Source organism: Pseudomonas sp. Pse35, from assembly GCF_024519715.1.
Taxonomy (GTDB): domain Bacteria; phylum Pseudomonadota; class Gammaproteobacteria; order Pseudomonadales; family Pseudomonadaceae; genus Aquipseudomonas; species Aquipseudomonas paracarnis.
In genome coordinates this window covers 20,866-40,432 of sequence record NZ_JALJRP010000041.1, presented here as the reverse complement: position 1 = coordinate 40,432, position 19,567 = coordinate 20,866, and the positions used below count along the sequence as shown (strand labels likewise).

At 62.8% G+C, this 19,567-nt stretch carries 14 protein-coding genes; 3 read left to right on the top strand and 11 right to left on the bottom strand.

The genetic code is table 11. The annotated features are described in order from the left end of the window. Positions 1-97: 97 nt before the first annotated feature. Complete coding sequence (locus tag OC445_RS24315; RefSeq protein WP_072446204.1) at positions 98-1,396, bottom strand: NAD(P)/FAD-dependent oxidoreductase; 1,299 nt, start codon at positions 1,394-1,396, stop codon at positions 98-100. 207 nt (positions 1,397-1,603) lie between these two features. On the opposite strand from OC445_RS24315, the gene hpaR reads away from it, so the two are divergent. Continuing rightward, the gene (hpaR, locus tag OC445_RS24310) at positions 1,604-2,026 is read left to right on the top strand and encodes a homoprotocatechuate degradation operon regulator HpaR (RefSeq protein WP_032896376.1); all 423 of its coding nucleotides are present in this window, start codon (positions 1,604-1,606) and stop codon (positions 2,024-2,026) included. 123 nt (positions 2,027-2,149) lie between these two features. Here the strand turns inward: hpaR and hpaI are convergent, their stop codons facing one another. The 8 genes from hpaI to OC445_RS24270 all read right to left on the bottom strand — a co-directional run bounded on the left by hpaI (position 2,150) and on the right by OC445_RS24270 (position 9,539). Then, on the bottom strand, positions 2,150-2,950 hold the full coding sequence (gene hpaI, locus OC445_RS24305) for a 4-hydroxy-2-oxoheptanedioate aldolase (protein WP_198790590.1): 801 nt from the start codon (positions 2,948-2,950) through the stop codon (positions 2,150-2,152). Between the two features lie 16 nt (positions 2,951-2,966). Further along, positions 2,967-3,770 (bottom strand): 2-oxo-hept-4-ene-1,7-dioate hydratase, encoded by an 804-nt coding sequence (hpaH, locus tag OC445_RS24300; protein ID WP_198790589.1) that lies wholly within the window; start codon positions 3,768-3,770, stop codon positions 2,967-2,969. Between the two features lie 11 nt (positions 3,771-3,781). Beyond that, on the bottom strand, positions 3,782-5,086 hold the full coding sequence (locus tag OC445_RS24295) for an MFS transporter (RefSeq protein ID WP_096144679.1): 1,305 nt from the start codon (positions 5,084-5,086) through the stop codon (positions 3,782-3,784). Positions 5,087-5,220: 134 nt separating this feature from the next. Beyond that, positions 5,221-5,613: a 5-carboxymethyl-2-hydroxymuconate Delta-isomerase gene (locus OC445_RS24290; protein WP_034128187.1), complete on the bottom strand. Its 393-nt coding sequence runs from the start codon at positions 5,611-5,613 to the stop codon at positions 5,221-5,223. A 15-nt stretch (positions 5,614-5,628) separates the two neighbouring features. Next, positions 5,629-6,486 carry a 3,4-dihydroxyphenylacetate 2,3-dioxygenase gene (gene hpaD / locus OC445_RS24285; RefSeq protein WP_057974989.1) on the bottom strand — a complete coding sequence of 286 codons (858 nt, stop codon included), beginning with the start codon at positions 6,484-6,486 and terminating at the stop codon, positions 5,629-5,631. Between the two features lie 154 nt (positions 6,487-6,640). Next, complete coding sequence (gene hpaE, locus OC445_RS24280) at positions 6,641-8,101, bottom strand: 5-carboxymethyl-2-hydroxymuconate semialdehyde dehydrogenase (protein WP_198790588.1); 1,461 nt, start codon at positions 8,099-8,101, stop codon at positions 6,641-6,643. A gap of 5 nt (positions 8,102-8,106) precedes the next feature. Beyond that, entirely contained in the window at positions 8,107-8,877 is a 771-nt protein-coding gene (locus OC445_RS24275) for a fumarylacetoacetate hydrolase family protein (protein ID WP_054917481.1), read from the bottom strand. Beyond that, complete coding sequence (locus OC445_RS24270; RefSeq protein ID WP_054917480.1) at positions 8,874-9,539, bottom strand: fumarylacetoacetate hydrolase family protein; 666 nt, start codon at positions 9,537-9,539, stop codon at positions 8,874-8,876. Before OC445_RS24270 ends, OC445_RS24275 begins: the two co-directional genes overlap by 4 nt. A 128-nt stretch (positions 9,540-9,667) precedes the next feature. Between OC445_RS24270 and hpaA the strand changes: the two genes are divergently transcribed. Beyond that, positions 9,668-10,528, top strand: a complete 861-nt coding sequence (gene hpaA / locus OC445_RS24265) for a 4-hydroxyphenylacetate catabolism regulatory protein HpaA (RefSeq protein ID WP_054917478.1) — start codon at positions 9,668-9,670, stop codon at positions 10,526-10,528. Here hpaA and adeC read toward each other — a convergent pair. Both adeC and OC445_RS24255 read right to left on the bottom strand, forming a co-directional pair. After that, entirely contained in the window at positions 10,455-11,924 is a 1,470-nt protein-coding gene (gene adeC / locus OC445_RS24260; RefSeq protein ID WP_198790586.1) for an AdeC/AdeK/OprM family multidrug efflux complex outer membrane factor, read from the bottom strand. The genes hpaA and adeC overlap by 74 nt on opposite strands. After that, a complete protein-coding gene (locus OC445_RS24255; RefSeq protein ID WP_198790585.1) occupies positions 11,924-12,718 on the bottom strand; it encodes a helix-turn-helix transcriptional regulator in 795 nt (264 codons plus the stop codon). Before OC445_RS24255 ends, adeC begins: the two co-directional genes overlap by 1 nt. A gap of 490 nt (positions 12,719-13,208) precedes the next feature. On the opposite strand from OC445_RS24255, the gene OC445_RS24250 reads away from it, so the two are divergent. Next, positions 13,209-19,478, top strand: coding sequence for a non-ribosomal peptide synthetase (locus OC445_RS24250; protein WP_262020393.1), 6,270 nt, complete (start codon positions 13,209-13,211; stop codon positions 19,476-19,478). Positions 19,479-19,567: the final 89 nt, after the last annotated feature.

The window sequence follows — 19,567 nt, the reverse complement described above, 5'->3', positions numbered from 1 at the left end:
CGAGCTTGCTCGCGAAAAACTCACAGGCGCCGCGTTCATTCAGGAAGCACGCGTTATCGTTGAAGTTTTTCGCGGGCAAGCCCGCTCCTACAGGGGGTTAGCGGCGACCGTTCCAGTAGCCGGAAAGTTGGTGCCAGGATTTGCCCGCCGTCAGCAGCAGCGGGCGAATCGCGTCCTTGCCGATGATGGTGGGGCGGTGAATCGAGCTGACCAGGTCATAGCGCGCCGAGCCTTCGCTCATGCCTTCGGCCAGCACCTTGCAGATGATGTGGCTGGGGGTGACGCCAAAGCCGGAATAGCCCTGCACGAAAAACGCGTTGCTGCGCCCCGGCAAGGTGCCCACCTGCGGGAACAGGTTCGGGCTGCACGCCATTGGGCCGCCCCAGGCCAGGTCGATTTTCACGTCCTTGAGGTAGGGGAAAATCTTCAGCATGAGGTTGCGGTTCCAGGCTTTGAGGTCGCCGGGAATGTGCTCCACCAAAGGCGTGGCGGCACCGAACAGCAGGCGGTTCTCGTTGGTGACGCGGTAGTAGTCGATCACTGGGCGGATGTCGCTATAGGCTCCACGGATCGGGCTGATGCGCTGGATCAACTCCTCGGACAACGGCTCGGTCATCATCTGGAACGCGTAGGTGTTGATGGTCGAGCGGTGCAGTTCCGGCTCCAGCTTGTTGAGGAAGCTGTCACAGGCCCACAGCAACTTGCTGGCGCGTACCGAACCGCGCCCGGTGCGCACGGTGATGCGCTCGCCGTAGCTGACGTCCAGGGCCGGGCTGTTCTCGAAGATCTTCACGCCATGGCTGGCCAGTGCGGTGGCTTCGCCCAGCAGCAGGTTCAGCGAATGCACATGCCCGCCACCCATGTGCAACAGGGCGCTGGTGTAGGCGGTGGAGCCGATGATCTGCTGCACATCGGAGCCGCCGAGAAAGCGGATTTCGTGCTGGCTGTTGATCGACTTGAAGTCCTTCTCCCAGGCGCGCAGGGTTTTTTCCTGGCGGGCGTTGAAGCCCATATAGCCGTAGCCGTGGCAAAAGTCCGCGTCGATGTTGTACTTGGCGATGCGGTTCTTGATGATGTCGGCGCCCAGGTCGCTGATCTCGAACACTTGGCGCAGGCCGTCTTCGCCCACGTCCTTCTTGATCTTCTCCAGGTCATGGCCGATGCCTGCCATGATCTGCCCACCGTTGCGGCCCGTGCCGCCAAAGCCCAGGTAGCGCGCTTCAAGCACCACAATGTTGGTGATGCCTTTTTCCGCCAGCTCGAGGGCCGTGTTGATCCCGGAAAAGCCGCCGCCGATGACCACGACGTCTGCCTCGATATCCTGTTCCAGGGTGGGGAAGCTGAGGTTGTATTTCTTGGTGGCGGTGTAGTACGTGGGGGTTTCGATGTTGATCATGGCGCAGCCTGAAAAAGTGAAGGAAGGCGCTAAAGCGGATGCCTCCATTAGGGCCCCTGGCGGGCGGGAAGTCTTGATCCTGCGTGCCCGGGTTTTTGATTCAGCGCGCCACGGGCGAGGGCACCTACAAGTTATAGCGCGGTCGCCGGCCGGGAATGTTAGAGTTTCGTTAAACTATTAACTAAATACTTCGTGACCCTGAGCCCTATGTCCACACCTCGACAATCCCTGACCCTGGCCTTGCTGCAAGCGCGCGAGGCCGCGATGAGTTTTTTCCGTCCTTCCCTGAATGAACACGGCCTGACCGAACAGCAATGGCGCATCATCCGCATCCTTGAACAGCATGGTGAGTTGGAGATCTACCAACTGGCGGAACTGGCCTGCATCCTCAAGCCGAGCATGACCGGCGTACTGGTGCGCATGGAAGCGGCCGGCATGGTGCACCGGCGCAAGGCCGAACAGGACCAGCGCCGGGTGCTGATTACCCTGGCGGACAAGGGCAAGGCGAGTTTCGAGTCCATGAGCCAGTGCATGGAGGCCAACTACCAGCGTTTGCAGGATCAGTTTGGCGAAGAGAAATTCCAGATGCTGTTGGGGTTGCTGGATGACTTGAAGAACATCAAACGCTGAACTAATGACTGAACCACCACCGGTCAACTGTGGGAGCTGGCTTGCCTGCGATAGCGCCGGGTCAGCTGGCTTATCTGTCGCTGATGCACCGCCATCGCAGGCAAGCCAGCTCCCACATGGATTTCAGTAGACACCACCGGTATTGGCAGCCACCGGTACGTCTTTGAACTTCCCGGCCAGGCTTTGCAGCCCCCGCATCAACACCGTGGTATCCACCCCCACCGCCACGAACGTCGCCCCCAACTCGATATAGCGTCGTGCGAGATTTTCATCCGCACTGAGAATCCCTGCCGCCTTACCCGCCTTGACGATACGCACGATGGCGTCCTCAATCGACGCCTGTACCTGCGGATGCCCCGGGTTACCCCGATGGCCCATTGACGCGCTCAAATCTGCCGGGCCGATAAACACCCCGTCCACGCCTTCGACGGCGGCGATGGCGTCCAGATTGGCCAGGCCCTCGGCATTCTCAATCTGCACCAGCAGGCACATCTGCGCGTCGGCCTGGTCGAGGTAGTCGGTGATGCTGTTCCAGCGCGAAGCACGGGCCAGGGCGCTGCCGACGCCGCGAATACCCTGGGGCGGGTAGTGCAGGGCGCGCACCAGTTCCCGGGCCTGGGCAGCGCTTTCGACCATGGGCACCAGCAGCGTCTGCGCGCCGATATCCAGCAGTTGCTTGATCAGCGCCGTGTCGCCGATCACCGGGCGAATCAGCGCCTGGCTGGGGTAGGGTGCGATGGCCTGTAATTGCGCGAGCATGTCCCCCAGCTGGTTGGGCGCATGTTCGCCGTCGATCAGCAGCCAGTCGAACCCGGCGTTGGCGGCCAGTTCCGCGCAGTAGGCGTTGGCAAGGCCGAGCCACAGGCCGATCTGTACCTCGCGGTTGTGCAGGCGTTGCTTGAAGCGGTTGACAGGCATGTCCATGAAAGCACTCCTGGGTTCAGACGAAGCGGCAGGCAATCGAGCCGAGCAGGTCGTAGTCGACGTGGAAGGTATCGCCAGGGCGGGCTGCCACGGGGCGGGTAAACGAGCCGCCGAGAATCACTTGGCCGGGCAGCAGGGTGACGTCATAGGGCGCCAGCCTGTTGGCCAGCCACGCCACGCCTTTGGCCGGGTGGTTGAGCACCGCCGCCGACACCCCGGACTCTTCGATCACGCCATTGCGATACAACACCGCCGGCACCTTGCGCAGGTCGATCTCGGTGGGGCGCACGGCGCGGCCGCCGAGGACCACACCGGCGTTGGCGGCGTTGTCGGAGATGGTGTCGAACACCTTGCGGGTGGCGTTGGTATGCGGGTCGACCTGCTGGATGCGGGCGTCGATGATTTCCAGCGCCGGGATCACCCACTCGGTGGCGTCGAGCACATCGAACACCGTGCAGTTTGGTCCTTTGAGCGGCTTGCCGAGGATGAAAGCCAGTTCCACCTCCACCCGTGGCACGATGAAACGCTCGAAGGGAATGTCGCTGCCTTCGTCGAAAAACATGTCGTCGAGCAGGGCGCCATAATCGGGTTCGGTGATATTCGACGACACCTGCATGGCCCGTGACGTCAGGCCGATCTTGTGGCCCTTGAGCGTGCGCCCGTGCTTGATCTTCTGGGCGACCCATTCACGCTGGATGGCGTAGGCGTCCTCGATCGTCATATCGGGGTAGCCGAGGGAAAACTGGCGCACCTGTTCGCGGCTGCGTTCGGCGCGGTCCAGGTGGGCGGCAGCTGCGAGGATTTGCTGGGAGTCGAGCATGGCAACGGTCTCTAGTGTGGGTTGACGATGGCGGCCTGGGTGCGCAGCACCAGCAAGCCACCGAGGGCGATAAACAGGGCGAGTACGTACAGGGCCAGGCTGGCGCTCTGGGTGGCGTCGCGCATCCAGCCGATCAGGTACGGCGCGAGGAACGCGGCGATGCTGCCGAACGAGCTGATCATGGCGATGCCCGCCGCCTGGGTGGTGTGGGAGAGAAACGCCGGTGGCAGTTGCCAGAACATCGGCAGCGCGGCACTGGCGCCCATGCCGGCGACCACCAGCCCGCCCATCACCAGCAGCGCGTTGGCGGGCGCCAGGCCCGCGACGGCGATGCCGAGCGCCGCCATCAGCAATGGCACGCACAGGTGCCAGCGGCGTTCGCGGTGGCGGTCGGACGAGCGCCCGCAGCCGAGCATGAAGAAGCAGCCGGCCAGGTACGGCACGGCGCTGAGCAAGCCGACCTGGCTGTCACGGCCGATGCCGGCGCCGTGGATCAGGGTGGGCATCCAGAACGCCAGGGTGTTGACCGCCAGCATCACCGCAAAGTACACGGCCACCAGCAGCCACACCTGCGGGTCACGCAGGATGCCGCCGAACGAGGTGATGGTCTTGCGCTGTTCCTCGTTGCTCAGTTGGGTGTGCAATTGCTGTTTTTGCTCGGCAGTCAGCCAGTGCACCGACTCGAAACTGTCCGGCAGCCACTTGAGTACCACCAGCCCCAGCAGCACCACGGGCGCGCCTTCGATCAGGAACATCCATTGCCAGCCGCGCAGGCTGCCGACGTCGTGGAAGTTCTCCAGGATCGCCCCAGAAATCGGCCCGCCCAGCACTCCGGCCATGGGCACCGCAATGGCAAACAAGGCAGTGACCTGGGCGCGACGGCGTGCCGGGTACCAACGGTTGAGGAATACCAGGATCCCCGGGAAAAAACCGGCCTCGGCCACACCCAGCAGAAAGCGCAGCACGTAGAACCCGCGTGCGCTCTCCACCCACAACATGCCGGTGGAGAGTAGACCCCACACCATCATCAGGCAGGCGATCCAGCGCCGTGGTCCGACGCGGTCCAGGGCAATGTTGCTGGGCACGCCGAACAGTGCGTAGGCAATGAAGAACAGGCCGGCGCCGAAGCCATACACGGTGTCGCTGAAGTGCAGGTCGCTGCTCATCTGCATCTTGGCAAAGCCGATGTTGATGCGGTCCAGATGGGCGAACAGGTAACACACCAGCAACAAGGGCATCAGGCGCCAGGTCACCAAACGATGGGTACGGTCGTGCTCGGCAAGCCGCAGGCTTGCAGTGGAATGGGCTGTGCTCATGGCGTTGTTCTTTTTGTTGTAGGAGCGAGCTTGCTCGCGAAAAACGTTAACGAAAACGCAGCGCTGCCGGTGATCCGCGGTGCCTGTGGGTTTTTCGCGAGCGAGCTCGCTCCTACAGGGGGGGCGGGGCCGTTTCAGCTTGCCGGGTTGTTCAGGAACGCATGCACATTGTTCTGCTTGAAGTTGAGCTGCGGGTGCAGCTCGATCATCTCGAACGACAGCGCCAACAACCGTTGCGCCTGCAGCTCGGCGAAGTGTGCGGTGATCACCGCGAACACCGCTTGGGCGACTGCTTCGCGCGTCGCCAGGTCGCGGCCATGGCCGACCTTGAGGGTCATGTGTACAAAGGCATAATCGTGCTTGCCGTCGGCCATGCGCCAGGTGTCCAGGCGCACGCCGCGACTGCGAATGCCGCCCAATGGAAACACACCGCTGTCACCCAGCACGCGGTGGACTTTTTCAAACAGGCCGGGCAAATCGGCCTGCTGTTCGAGGTTGTCGGTGTACTCAGCGATAAAGTGCGGCATGGTGTTCTCCCAGGGTTAAAGCGGGAAAATCGCGTTGATCTGGCCGGTGCCCGAACTGCCGAACGGCGGCGTGATGATCTCGGTCGGCTTGGCATAGTCCGGCCCACCCAGCAGGCCCAGGAGCATGGCGGTGTCGTGCATCTTGCCTTCGCCAAAACAATGTTCGGCGTAGTCGGGCAACATGGCGCAGAACTCCTTGAAGCGACCTTGCTTCCACATTTCCACGACATGCAGGTCCACCTGCTTGTCGAATTCGCGGGTCCAGTTGTGGATATTCGCCTCAGCCTGGCGGTCGTCCGAGAACCGATGGGACAGCGAGCCGGACGCCAGCACCAGCACCTTGCGGTCGCTCTTTTCGATCGCCCGGCGCACGGCGGCGCCGAAGGCAAAGCTGTCTTCCAGGCGATGCCAGGCGCACCAGGCAGCGATGGAAATGACCTTGAATTTCTCTGCGTCGGGCACGCCCATATGCATGTAGCGCATGGGCACCAGGGTGCCGTATTCCAGCTCCAGGCTCGGGATGTTGTGGGCCATGCTGCGCACGCCAGCCAGGTTGGCTTCGGCGGCGATCAGCTCGCCCAGCTCTGGGCAACCGGGGTAGGCGTAGTCCATGTTCTTGATGAAATGCGGCAGTTCGTTGCTGGTGTAGGTGCCCTGGAACTGCTCGCCGCAATTGACGTGGTAGCCGCTGTTGACCAGCCAGTGCACGTCGAACACCACCGCAGTGTCGGCCCCCAGTTCGCGGGCACGCCGGCCGATCTCCTTGTGCCCGGCAATCGCCGCTTCGCGACAGCCGTGATGCTTGCCGGGCAGTTCCGACAGGTACATCGACGGTACGTGGCAGATCTTCGCTGCCAGAACCACTTGGCCCATGATGACTCTCCTGAATAATTATTCTTGTATGGCCTGTGAGGTCCCTGTGGGAGCTGGCTTGCCTGCGATGGCATCGACTCGGTGCGGCTGAAGGACCGCGGTGTCTGCATCGCGGGCAAGCCCGGCTCCCACAGGAGGCTTGTTTGAGCCTGGGCTACACGCCCCAGCGCGGAATGTGATGACTGCCCATGGAAATACACACGTTCTTGATCTCGGCAAACACTTCGAAGCTGTACTGGCCGCCTTCACGCCCGGTGCCCGAGCCTTTGACTCCGCCAAACGGCTGGCGCAAATCCCGTACGTTCTGGCTGTTGATAAATACCATGCCCGCTTCGATACCGCGCGCCAGGCGGTGGGCCTTGCCGATGTCCTGGGTCCAGATGTAGGAGGCCAGCCCGTATTCGGTGTCGTTGGCCAATTGCAGCGCTTCAGCTTCGTCTTTGAACGGGATCAGGCACACCACCGGGCCGAAGATTTCTTCCTGGGCGATGCGCATCCGGTTGTTCACGTCGGCAAACACCGTCGGCTGGATAAACTGGCCGCGGCTGAGGTGCGCCGGCAGGTTGGCCGGGCGTTCCAGGCCGCCAGCCAGCAGCGTGGCGCCTTCCTCCAGGCCGATCTTGATGTAGCCGGTGACCTTATCGTAGTGGGCCTGGGTGATCATCGAGCCGACCTGGGTGTTCGGGTCCTGGGGGTCGCCGACGATCAGGCGCTTGGCTCGCGTCGCGAACTCGGCGACAAATTGCGAGTAGACACTTTCCTGGATAAAGATCCGGCTGCCAGCGGTGCAGCGCTCGCCGTTGAGGGAAAAGATCGTGAACAACGCGGCGTCGAGGGCGCGTTCCAGGTCGGCGTCTTCAAAAATCAGCACCGGCGACTTGCCGCCCAGTTCCATGGAGTACTTTTTCAGGCCGGCGCTCTGCATGATTTTCTTACCCGTGGCGGTGCCGCCGGTAAAGGAAATCGCCCGTACATCCGGGTGGCGCACCAGTGCATCACCGGCGGTGGCGCCGTAGCCCTGGATCACATTGAGCACGCCGTCGGGAATCCCGGCTTCCACCGCCAGGCGCCCCAGTTCATTGGCGGTCAGCGGCGACAGCTCCGACATCTTCAACACCGCCGTATTGCCCAGCGCCAGGCACGGCGCGGTCTTCCAGGTGGCGGTCATGAACGGCACGTTCCACGGCGATACCAGCCCGCACACGCCCACCGGCTGGTACAGGGTGTAGTTGAGCATCTGGTCATCCACCGGGTAGGTGTGGCCGTCCATGCGGGTGCAGACTTCAGCGAAGAAATCGAAGTTGTGTGAGGCACGCGGGATCAACACGTTCTTGGTCTGGTGGATCGGCAGGCCGGTGTCCAGGGTTTCCAGCTCGGCCAGGTGTGGCACGTTCTGTTCGATCAGCTCGCCCAGTTTGCGCATCAAGCGCGCGCGCTCCTTGGCCGGCGTATTGGCCCACTTGGGGAACGCCGCCTTCGCCGCCGCTACGGCTTGCGCGACTTCTTCGGCGCCGCCGCTGGCGACTTCGCCGATGGCCTCGCCGGTGGCCGGGTTGTAGTTGATAAAGGTGTCTTTGCTTTCGACCTCACGGCCGTTGATCCAGTGTTTGATCATGGTGCTCAAGCCTCTTTGCGCGCGGAGAAAAACTCCGTTTCACTGACAATACGGTTGACCAGGCGGCCCACGCCTTCGACTTCCACCACGACCTCATCCCCCGGCACCACATCGGCCAGGCCCTCGGGCGTGCCGGTGGCGATCATGTCGCCCGGTTGCAGGGTCATGAAGCTGGACAGGTATTCGATGAGGTAGGGGATATCGAAAATCATGTCTTTCGTGCTGCCTTCCTGGCGCAGTTCGCCGTTGATCCAGGTACGCAATTTCAGGTTGCCTGGGTCGGGCACATCGGCCACGTCGACAATCCACGGGCCGACCGGGGTGGTGGCGTCGCGGTTTTTCACGCGCAGGTTGGGGCGGTAGTAGTTTTCCAGGTAGTCGCGGATCGCGTAGTCGTTGCACACCGTGTAACCGGCCAGGTAGTCCAGGGCGTCGGCGCGCTTGACGTTGCGCGCGGTCTTGCCGATCACCGCCACCAGCTCGCACTCGTAGTGCATGTAGGCGACGTTGTCGGGGCGCCAACTGACTTGGCGGTGACCGGTGTAAGTGCCCACCGATTTGATGAATGCCAGCGGTTCGGTCGGCGGCGTAAAGGCCAGTTCGGCGGCGTGGTCGGCGTAGTTCAAACCCAGGGCGAACATGTTGCCGGTGGCGGGTGGCAGCCATTGCACCTGGTCTTCGGCCAGCAACCGCCCATCCTTCAGGCGCACGCTGCAGTCGGCTTGCACCAATACGTTGTGGGTTGCACCTTCAAAGTGGATACGTGCGCGTTTCATGCCGATGCCTCCGCTGCAATGGTGTTGCTCAGGCGGCCAATGCCGGTGATATCGACCTCAACCTGGTCGCCTGGCTGCACATCCACGCGGCCTTGCGGGGTGCCGGTGATCAGCACATCGCCGGGGTACAGGGTCATGAACTCGCTGATCTCGGCGATCAATTGCGGGATGTCGCGTACCCAATCGGCGGTAGAGCTTTCCTGGCGCAGCTCGCCATTGACGAACAGCTTGAGGCTCAATTGATTGGGGTTGGCCACTTGATCCCGCGCCACCAACTGCGGGCCCAGGGCGCAAAACCCATCGCGGCATTTGGCTTTGACGGCGGGGCGGTAGTAGCTGTCTTCCGGCAGGCTGAATTCATTCACCACCACATACCCGGCCACATGCGCCATGGCGTTCTCCAGGCTGACACGGCTGGCGCGCTGGCCGATCACCACACCCAGCGCCGGGCCCGGCTGCAGGCGCTCGCCCGCAGGCTGCAGCACTACGCCGCCATGGGCATTGCGGGTGTTGGGGGTTTTGATAAACAGCACCGGCTTGGTCGGCGGCTGCTGGTAGGGCGGCTGTTGGAAGGCGGCGAGATGCTGGTCCAGCAGGCCCTGGTAGTTCAGCGCAACGCCGAACAGGGTGCCGCTGGCAACATCATGCAGGGTTCGGCTCATGCGTTTCTCCTGGCGGTGACGACGGCTGCACAGGCCGTTCGTTAAGTTGTTAACGTTATAATTAATATGTTAACTACCGTCAAGCGTGGCACACTGCGCTGGCCTCACAACAACAAGAAGAGAGCCCCGTGAAGCCGATTCCCAACATCAACATCGGGCAGGTCTACGACCAGCGCTACAGCGACGCCGAGGTGCATTACGACAAGCTCGGCAACCTGGCGGGGTTTTTCGGGCGCAATATGGCGGTGCATCGCCATGACCGGTTTTTCCAGGTGCATTACGTCAAGAGTGGTGCAGTGCGGGTGTATCTGGATGACCGCCAGTACGTTGAATCGGGACCGATGTTTTTTCTCACGCCGCCCACGGTGGCCCATGCTTTTGTCACCGAAGCCGATGCCGACGGGCATGTGTTGACGGTGCGCCAGCAGCTTGTATGGGGATTGATCGACGCCGACCCCAGCCTCGCCTCCGGCGCCGCATGTGTGGCCTTGACTGGCGACGCTGAGGGCTTGGAACAACTCTTCGAGGCGCTGTGCAGTGAGATCAACGCCGAACGGGCAGGGCGCGCCGCCGCCCTCGACAGCCTGACGCGGTTGATCATGATCCGCCTGCTGCGCCTGTGCGCCCACGCCCAGCCGGCACGCCCGACAGCCCACGAAGACCTGCGCATCTTCCATCGTTTCAACGAGCTGATCGAAGCCCACTACCTGGAACATTGGCCGTTGGCGCGTTATGCCGAGAGTATTGGCGTGACCCAGGCGCGGCTCAATGAAGTGTGCCGACGCATTGCCGACCTGCCGTCCAAGCGCCTGATCCTTGAACGGCTGATGCAAGAGGCCAAGCGCCTGCTGTTGTTTACCGGCAGTTCCGCGAATGAAATCTGCTACCAGCTGGGGTTCAAGGACCCTGCGTATTTCAGCCGGTTTTTTTTGCGCTATGCACAGATGACACCGGGGGAGTACCGGCTGCGGCAGTCGGGGTTGCGCTGATATCCCAGGCGCCACCCAGTGCGGTATACAAATTCACCTCGGCGACCAACTGCGCCAGCCGGTCCACAATCAGCGCCTGTTGCGCGCTGAACAGCGAACGCTGCGCATCGAGGAACGTCAGGTTGCTGTCCACGCCGCTGCGGTAACGGTGCTCGGCCAGGTCATAGTAGTTCTGGTTGGCGGCGACGAAATCCCGTTGCGCCGCCAGTTGGTCGTTGAAGGTCTGGCGTGCGGCGAGGCCGTCGGCAACTTCCTGGAAGGCGCCCTGGATGGATTTTTCGTACTGGGCCACCGTGATGTCCTTCTGCAGCCTGGCGTAATCGAGGCTGGCGCGCAGGCTGCCGGCGTTGAAGATCGGCAGGTTGATCTGCGGCTGGAAGGTCCAGCTACCCGAGCCGCCCTTGAACAGCCCCGACAGCTCCTTGCTGGTGCTGCCGGCGTTTGCCGTCAGGGTCACGGAAGGAAAGAACGCAGCACGGGCCGCACCGATATTGGCGTTGGCCGCCTGCAACTGGTATTCGGCCTGGAGGATATCCGGGCGGCGTTGCAGCAGGTCCGAGGGCAAGCCGGCGGGCACGCGGGCGACCAGATCGTCGGCCAATGGGCGCGCAGGCAGGTGTTCATCCACCGGGCCACCCACCAGCAGCGTGAGGTTGTTGAGGTCCTGGGCCACCTGGCGTTCATAGCGGGCTACGCTGGCGCGGGTACTTTCCACTGCTGTGCGCGCTTGCACTACGTCCAGCGCCGAGGCTTTGCCTGCGCTTTTACTGCGGCTGGTCAATTGCCAGCTGTGGTCGTTGGCGACCAGGGTTTGCTCGGCCAGGGCCAGCAGTTCCTGATCGGCGCGCCAGGTCAGGTAGGCATTGGCGACGTTGGCCACCAGGCTCAATTGCGTACTGCGCCGCGCTTGTTCGGTGCCCAGGTAAGTGAGCAGCGCCTGTTCGCTGAGGCTGCGCACGCGGCCGAACAGATCCAGTTCGTAAGCGCTCAGGCCCAAGGTGGCGGAGTAATTGGAGGTTATCGCTGACTTGCCGGTGCCGGTCACGCTCCCCGGCAGCTTCTGGCGCTTGCCGGCGCCTGTGGCAGAGATCGCCGGGAACAGATCCGCGCGCTGTATTCGGTACTGGGCCTGGAACGCTTGCACATTCAGGGCCGCCACTCGCAGGTCGCGGTTGTTGACCAACGCATCATTAATCAGCTGTTGCAGCGCCGGGTCGCGGAACAGCTGCTGCCAGTCCGAGTTTTGCGCCTGGGTGCCGGCCTGTGCCAGGCGGTACACGCCGCCTTGGGGGTACTGCGCAGGCGTCGGCGCGGCTGGTCGCTGGTACTCGGGAATCAGCGAGCAACCGCCGAGCATCCAGGCCATGCCGACGGTGCACAGTGCTCGTGTGTTCATCAGGCGCCCACCATCCATTTGGCCAGGCCATGCCGGCCGCTCACGCCCAGCTTGGCGGCGGCGCGCTTGAGGTAGGTCTCGATCGAGCTGTTTTTGACACTGAGTTTCTCCGCGATTTGCGGCACGGTACCGCCGGTCAGCAGGCCCAGGCACACCTCCTGTTCCCGCGCCGAAAGGGTGATGTCGCTCAAAGACAAGCGTTTGTAGAACTCACGCTGCAACTGCGATTGTTCCAACACGGTATGGGCCGGCTCAGTCTCGGCGTGCGGCGCCTGGCGCAGGCTCTGGGCGTGCCGTTCCATCAACGGCAACAGCGTGTCCGACAAGCACTTGAGAAACGACAACTCAGCCAGGGAGAACCCCTGCTGCGTCGGCGGGCGGTAGAACGAAATCACACAGCGTCGATTGCCCTGGCGCGATACCAGGTTGCACTGGTGCGAAGTACCGCGCGGATGCGCGCTGTTGGCCTTGGCGTTCATCTGGATCAGCAGCGGGTCTTGCATGTGCAGCATCTGCCGCAGCAACGGGTGGTCGTTCAGCGCATGCAAGGTCTGGGGCACCGACAAATCCTTTTTTACCCCGGCGCTGCCCAATAACTTGATGTCCAGCACGCGGTCACGCAGTTCATCCAGGGCCCATTCGCTGAGGTCTACCAGGTGAATCGGTACCCACTTGCCCACCAGTTGCAACATCGTGGCGGCGAAATGTTCGTCGCCGCTGTTTGAAATCAACTCGCCCATTTCGGCATAAAAATGCGGGCCGCAGGTGTCGCCAATACTTGGGGTCAGACTCATAGCCATCTCATCCTTGATGTCGAAAACCGTCAACGGTTGCCCAGGGCCTGTGCAGGGCACTCCGTACTGCTTGAACGTAACTCGGCGTTCGAGATTTTATTTAGCCATAGGGATTTGTCCTACGTATGTAGCGGAAACGAGGGACACAAGCTGCCATAAAAGCTGCGCCATTAATCCGACGTTTCTCGTGAATTAAGCCGGCTACGTACAGGTGTAAGTTGTTTTTATTTTTAGCTAAGTTATTGATGTAAATAATGAATTATTAAAATCAACGGATTATCCAGAGGCTCGGCATGGATGAGCTGTAGCCAATCTCCTACAACGCTTTAATCGTTTCAGCCATGAACCTTTGACCAAGGCCTATCCATCCATTTGAATGTCCGGGTTTCGGGTGTCAGACACCCCTCGGCGCCCATGCTCCAATCCGGCAACTTCGGCGTAATGGGCCACCTCTGCGCGGCCAGTGCCTGACCCCCATGAGAAGGATCTTATGCAGTATTCCTCCAGCCAGCCGGCCCGCTTCCCCCTCACTGGCGCCCAACAAGACATTTGGCTCGACCAACTGCGCGTGGGCGATTCGCCGCTGTACAACATTGGCGGCTATCTGGATTTTGCCGGCACCGTCGAGCCCGAACGCATGCAGCATGCTGTCGCACTGCTGGTGGCCCGTCACGATGCACTACGCACCCAACTGCACACCGACGCCAATGGCCTGCCTGGGCAAACATTCGCCCCGGAGCTGAAGGTGGAAATGGCGCTGCATGATTTCTCCGCGCTGCCCGACCCATCCGCGGCAAGCCAAACCTTGATGCAGGCGCAAATGGCTCGGCCCTACGCCCTGAGCGGCGAGCCACTGTGCCGTTTTTTCCTGGTCAAACTTGATGATGATCACTACCGCCTCGGTACCCAGGCTCATCACCTGATCCTCGACGGCTGGGGCTTCGGCCAGATGCTGCAATCCCTCGCGCAGCTCTACAGCGCCCTGGAGCAGGGGCGCACCACCGAGCCACTGGCGCCTTCCTACATCGACTTTATCGACACCGACCAACGCTACCTGCAATCGGCCCGCTACGCCCGCGACCGTGATTATTGGCTGGGCAAATACCAGGTGCTGCCCGAGCCGCTGCTCACCCCCAGGCACAACACCAAGACGTCGAGCAACACCTGGGTGCAAGGCTTTCCGGTGCAGTTGCAGAGCCGCATGGAGCAGGTTGCCAACCACTACCAGGCGTCGGCCTTTCATGTGTTGCTGGCGGCGATGTATGTGTATTTCACCCGCACCAGCCAACGGCAGGAATGGGGAGTGGGCCTGCCGATTCTCAACCGCTCCAACGCGCGTTTTCGCGCCACTGTGGGCCTCTTCACCCAGGTCAGCGCGGTACGTTTTGCGTTCAGCGAGGGCGTGTCTTTCGGTGCTCTGGTACGGGGCATTCGTGATCAACTCAAGCGGGATTTTCGTCATCAGCGCTTCCCGTTGAGTGAGATGAACCGCGAGCTGGGCTTGCGCCGAACAGATCGCGGGCAACTCTTCGACGTGTCGGTATCGTTCGAGCAGGACGACCACGACCTGCGCTTCGGTCAGGTCCAGGCCCGCGCGATCAAAGTCTCCAATCACCATGAAGCGCTACCGCTCGCCATTCACTTGCGCAGCAACCGTTACCAGGACAATGCGTGGCTGCATTGCGTCTACAACGAGGCGTATTTCCAGGCGCACGATGTGCAGGCGTTGGCCCAGCGTTTCATCGGGCTGCTGGAGCAGGGGTTGGAGGACACTGCGCTGCCCATCGGCGAGTTTTGCATGCTTCTGCCCGAGGAGCACGCCCGACTGCTGCACTGGAACGCCACCGCGCAGCCCAACGCCACGCCGCAAACCCTGCACCAGCGTATCGAGGCCCAGGCCGCACGCACGCCCCACGCGATTGCGGCGGTGTATCAGGACCGCTCACTGAGCTACACCCAACTCAACCGCCAGGCTAATGCACTGGCCCATCAATTGGTGGCATTCGGCGTACAGCCCGATGACCGTGTGGCGATCCTGGCCCGGCGTGGCCTTGACACCCTGGCGGGGCTGTTGGCAATCCTCAAGGCCGGCGCCTGCTACGTGCCGCTGGACCCGGCCCATCCCGGCGAACGCCTGGAGTACCTGCTGCACGACAGCGCGCCCGTGGCCATCCTGACTCAGCGCGATTTACGCCAGCGTCTGCCCGTCTCGACGGTACCGGTGATCGCGCTGGAGCCTGGCAGCGCATCCATCGACAGTAACCCTCAGGTTGCCGTCACGCCGTCGAACCTGGCTTATGTGATTTACACCTCGGGTTCCACTGGGTTGCCCAAGGGTGTGATGGTCGAACATCACAGCGTGTCGAACCTGGTGGACTGGCATTGCCAAGCGTTCGACCTGCATGCGGGCAGCCACACTGCCAGCGTCGCCGGCTTCGGTTTTGATGCCATGGCCTGGGAAGTCTGGCCGGCGTTGTGCGTGGGGGCGACCTTGCACCTGCCACCGGCCCATGAAGGCGCGGAAGATATCGACGCGTTGCTCGGCTGGTGGCGCTCGCAACCATTGGATGTGTGTTTCCTGCCCACGCCTGTGGCCGAATATGCGTTCAGCCAGGGGCTGGGGCATCCCACCTTGCGCACCTTGCTGATCGGCGGCGACCGCCTGCGCACCTTCACCCAGGCGCAGACGTTTGCGGTGGTGAACAACTATGGCCCCACCGAAGCCACCGTTGTGGCGACCTCGGGGCGCGTTGAGGTGGGCCAGCCGTTGCATATCGGCGCGCCGGTCGCCAATGCCCGCGTCTACCTGCTGGACGCGCAGCAACGCCCGGTGCCGATTGGCGTGGCGGGGGAGTTGTATGTCGGCGGCAAGGGCGTGGCGCGGGGGTACCTGAACCGTGCCGAGTTGAGTGCCGAACGGTTTATCGACGACCCTTTCAGCGGCGGTCGCATGTACCGCACCGGCGACCTGGCGCGCTGGCTGCCAGACGGCAATCTCGACTACCTGGGGCGCAATGACGACCAGGTAAAAATCCGTGGCGTGCGCATCGAACTGGGGGAAATCGAGTCGGCCCTGGCCAGCCATCCGGCGCTTCAGGACGCGGTGGTGCAGTTTCGCGACGGGCAATTATGGGCGTGGTTTGTGCCCCGTCAGCCTGTGGAAATCGAAGTGCTGCGCACTCACCTGCAAGCCTCGCTGCCGGACTACATGCTGCCGGCGGCTTACGTGTGCCTCGACGCGTTGCCCCTCACCGCCAACGGCAAGCTCGACCGCCGAGCCTTGCCGTCACCGACCCAGGAAGCCTTTATCACCCGCCGCTTCGAAGCGCCACAAGAGGGCGTGGAGAACACACTGGCGCAGATCTGGGCCGAGTTGCTGAATGTGCAGCCAGTGGGCCGCCATGACCATTTCTTCGAGCTGGGCGGGCATTCGCTGTTGGCGGTGCAACTGGTGCAGCGCATGCGCGAGGCCGGCCTGCGCGCCGATGTGCAAGTGCTGTTCGGCCAGCCCACCCTGGCGGCGCTGGCGGCGGCGTGTGTCGGTCACGAACAGGCGGTGCCGGCCAATCGAATCCCGGCCGGTTGCACCCATATCACCAAGGATTTGCTCGTTCTTGCCGAACTTGACCAAACCAGCCTTGACCGCATCGTCGCCGGCATCCCTGGCGGCGCCGCCAACGTGCAGGATATCTATCCGCTGGCGCCGTTGCAGGAAGGGTTGCTCTACCACCACCTCACCGATGCGCACGACCCGTACCAGCAACAAGCGCTGTTCAGCTTCGCGCGCCGCGAGCAGCTGGATGCCTTCGCCAGTGCCCTGCAACAGGTGATCGATCGCCACGATATTTTGCGCACCAGCCTGGTGTGGGATGCCCTGGAACAACCGATGCAGGTGGTGTGGCGCCAGGCGCAGCTGCGAGTTGAAGTGCTGCGCGAACCGGCGCAACCCCTGGACTTGCGCCAGGCGCCGCTGATGGCCCTGGATTACGCCGAGGAGCCCCAGCACCAGCGCTGGGTCGCCAGGCTGCGCTTTCATCATCTGGTCAACGATGCCACGTCGACCACGCTGCTGGTGGACGAGATTCGTGCCCATCTGCTGGGTCAACAGGCGCAGCTGCCTGTGCCCGTGCCTTATCGCAACATGGTCGCGCAGGCCCGCTCAACGGCTCGCCAGGCGGCGCACGAGGCGTTCTTTCGAGAGCGTCTGGCGGATGTCGATGAGCCGACCTTGGCGTTCGGCCTACAGAAGCGTCAGGCCCTGCGTGCCGAGACCGAAGAGGCGCAGCGCTCGCTCAGCGACGCGCTCAATCTGCGCCTGCGCAGCCAGGCACGAGCCCTGGGGGTCAGTGCCGCGAGCCTTTTCCACCTGGCCTGGGCTCAGGTGCTCAGCCGTGTCGCCGGCCGCGAAGATGTGGTGTTCGGTACCGTGCTGCTCGGCCGCTTGCAAGCCGGCGAGGGGGCCGAGCGGGCCTTGGGCATGTTTATCAACACCTTGCCGCTGCGCCTGCGCCTGGCCGGGAAAAACGTGGCGGATGCGCTGCACGATACTCACGCGCAACTGAGCGCTTTGCTCGCCCATGAACAGGCGTCCCTGGCGTTGGCCCAGCGTCGCAGCGGCGTGCCGGAACTGTTCAACAGTTTGCTCAACTATCGTCACACCTCGGCGGACCCTGGGCTGAACCTTGTGCCGGGCATTGCCTTGCTTAGCAGTGAAGACATCCTCAGTTACCCGTTGATGCTCACGGTGGACGACACGGCCAGCGGCTTCCGGCTCAAGGTCATGGCCCCGGACACAGTGGGCGCTGAACCTGTCTTGAGCTACTTCGACACCGCGCTGAACGGCCTGCTGGACGCATTGGAAAGCACGCCGGATATGCCGCTGCGCGGTATGCAGGTGCTGCCCGCGAGCCAGTTGCACACTCTATTGGTGGACTTCAACGCAACCTCCACCGACTACCCACAAACGCTGACCGTGCAAGCGCTGTTTGAAGCCCATGCGCGGCGAAACCCCGATGCCATTGCGGTGCAGGCGGGTCAGCACGCATTGACCTACCGCCAACTCAACGAACGTTCCAACCAACTGGCTTTTCACTTGCGTGAGCACGGCGTACAACCGGACTCGCGGGTGGCGTTGTGCGTGGAGCGTGGGTTGGACTTGGTGGTGGGCTTATTGGGAATTCTCAAGGCGGGCGGCGCCTACGTGCCGCTCGACCCAGGTTACCCACGCGAGCGCCTGGCCTACATGCTCACAGACAGCCAGCCAGTGGCACTGTTGGTACAAGCTGCCACTCGCGAAGGGGTGGGCGATGTCTCGATCCCGCTGATCGACTTCGACCACTGCACCTGGAATCAGGCGCCGATCGACAATCCAAGCGTGCCAGGCTTGAGCGTCGCCAATCTCGCCTACGTGATGTACACCTCGGGCTCCACCGGCACGCCCAAGGGTGTGATGATCGAGCACCGTGGCCTGGGCAACCTGTTGCATTGGAGCTCGCAACTGTGCCCGAACGCCGAAGGCGGCGCCTTGTTGCAGCGCGCGCCGTTCAGCTTCGATGGTTCTGTGTGGGAGCTGTTCTGGCCGTTGAGCAACGGCATGCGCCTGGTTTTGGCGCGGCCCGATGGGCACCGTGAACCGGCGTACCTGGCCCAGGTGATTCGTGAGCAGCAGATCAGGGTGATCCAGTTCGTGCCCGCCATGTTGCAGCAGTTTCTGGACCTGGACGAATCGGCCCTGTGCACCAGCCTCACCGATATACTGTGCGGCGGCGGCGAACTCACCGCCGCCTTGGCCCGTGGCGTGCAGGCGCGCTTGCCCACGGTGCGCTTGCATAACGTGTACGGCCCCACCGAAGCCACGGTGGACAGCTGCGCCTGGACCCTCGAACCCGGCGCGCCGGTGCCCGCCTTGCAACTGCCGATTGGCCGCGCCATCAACAACACCCGCCTGTATGTCCTGGACGCTCATGATGCGCCGGTGCCCATGGGTATCAGCGGCCAACTGCACATCGGCGGCGTCGGCGTTGCCCGTGGTTACCTGGGCTTGGAACAGCTGACCGCCGAACGTTTCATCGAAAGCCCCTTCGTGCCCCGCGACCGCCTGTATCGCACCGGCGACCTGGTGCGCTACCTGCCAGACGGCACTCTTGAATTCCTTGGGCGTAACGACTTCCAAGTCAAGCTGCGCGGTGTGCGCCTGGAGCTGGGAGAGATCGAAGCACACCTGGCCGCCCACCCGGCGCTGCACGAGGTGGCGGTATTGATTCGCGATGAGCGCCTGGTGGCCTACTTCACCCTGCGCGGCCAGGCGCCGAGCCTGCAAGCCTTGCGTGACCATGTGCTGGAGCACCTGCCGGAATACATGGTGCCGGCCGCCTTCGTGCAACTCGACGCACTGCCCCTCAACCCCGCCGGCAAACTCGACCGCAAGGCCCTGCCGGCGCCAGGGCTGGAGGCCGTGCTTAGCCGAGCCTACGAAGCGCCAGTGGGCGAGGTGGAAACCCTGATGGCCGGGATCTGGGCCGACGTATTGAAGCTCGAACGGGTAGGGCGCCATGACCACTTCTTTGAACTGGGCGGGCACTCCCTGTTGGCAGTGAACCTGGTAGCCCGCCTGCGCAAGGCCGGGCTGGACGTGGACGCACGCACCTTGTTCAGCCAGCCCACGCTGGCACAACTGGCCGCGAAAACGGCGGTGCAGGCCCCGCGCGTGGAAGCTCCCCAAGCCGCCATCCCCCAACTCAACCGCCGTCGACGGATTTAGCTGACTTGTGGTGAGGGGAGCTTGCGGTGGAAGCGGCTTGCTCGCGAAAGCGGCCTGACAGCCGGCATTGATCCAACTGATGCCCTGCG

Coding starts and splice junctions, on each gene's coding strand:
- OC445_RS24315 (WP_072446204.1), bottom strand. CDS start 1,396: ATGATCAACATCGAAACCCCCACGTACTACACCGCCACCAAGAAATAC.
- hpaR (WP_032896376.1), top strand. CDS start 1,604: ATGTCCACACCTCGACAATCCCTGACCCTGGCCTTGCTGCAAGCGCGC.
- hpaI (WP_198790590.1), bottom strand. CDS start 2,950: ATGGACATGCCTGTCAACCGCTTCAAGCAACGCCTGCACAACCGCGAG.
- hpaH (WP_198790589.1), bottom strand. CDS start 3,770: ATGCTCGACTCCCAGCAAATCCTCGCAGCTGCCGCCCACCTGGACCGC.
- OC445_RS24295 (WP_096144679.1), bottom strand. CDS start 5,086: ATGAGCACAGCCCATTCCACTGCAAGCCTGCGGCTTGCCGAGCACGAC.
- OC445_RS24290 (WP_034128187.1), bottom strand. CDS start 5,613: ATGCCGCACTTTATCGCTGAGTACACCGACAACCTCGAACAGCAGGCC.
- hpaD (WP_057974989.1), bottom strand. CDS start 6,486: ATGGGCCAAGTGGTTCTGGCAGCGAAGATCTGCCACGTACCGTCGATG.
- hpaE (WP_198790588.1), bottom strand. CDS start 8,101: ATGATCAAACACTGGATCAACGGCCGTGAGGTCGAAAGCAAAGACACC.
- OC445_RS24275 (WP_054917481.1), bottom strand. CDS start 8,877: ATGAAACGCGCACGTATCCACTTTGAAGGTGCAACCCACAACGTATTG.
- OC445_RS24270 (WP_054917480.1), bottom strand. CDS start 9,539: ATGAGCCGAACCCTGCATGATGTTGCCAGCGGCACCCTGTTCGGCGTT.
- adeC (WP_198790586.1), bottom strand. CDS start 11,924: ATGAACACACGAGCACTGTGCACCGTCGGCATGGCCTGGATGCTCGGC.
- OC445_RS24255 (WP_198790585.1), bottom strand. CDS start 12,718: ATGAGTCTGACCCCAAGTATTGGCGACACCTGCGGCCCGCATTTTTAT.
- OC445_RS24250 (WP_262020393.1), top strand. CDS start 13,209: ATGCAGTATTCCTCCAGCCAGCCGGCCCGCTTCCCCCTCACTGGCGCC.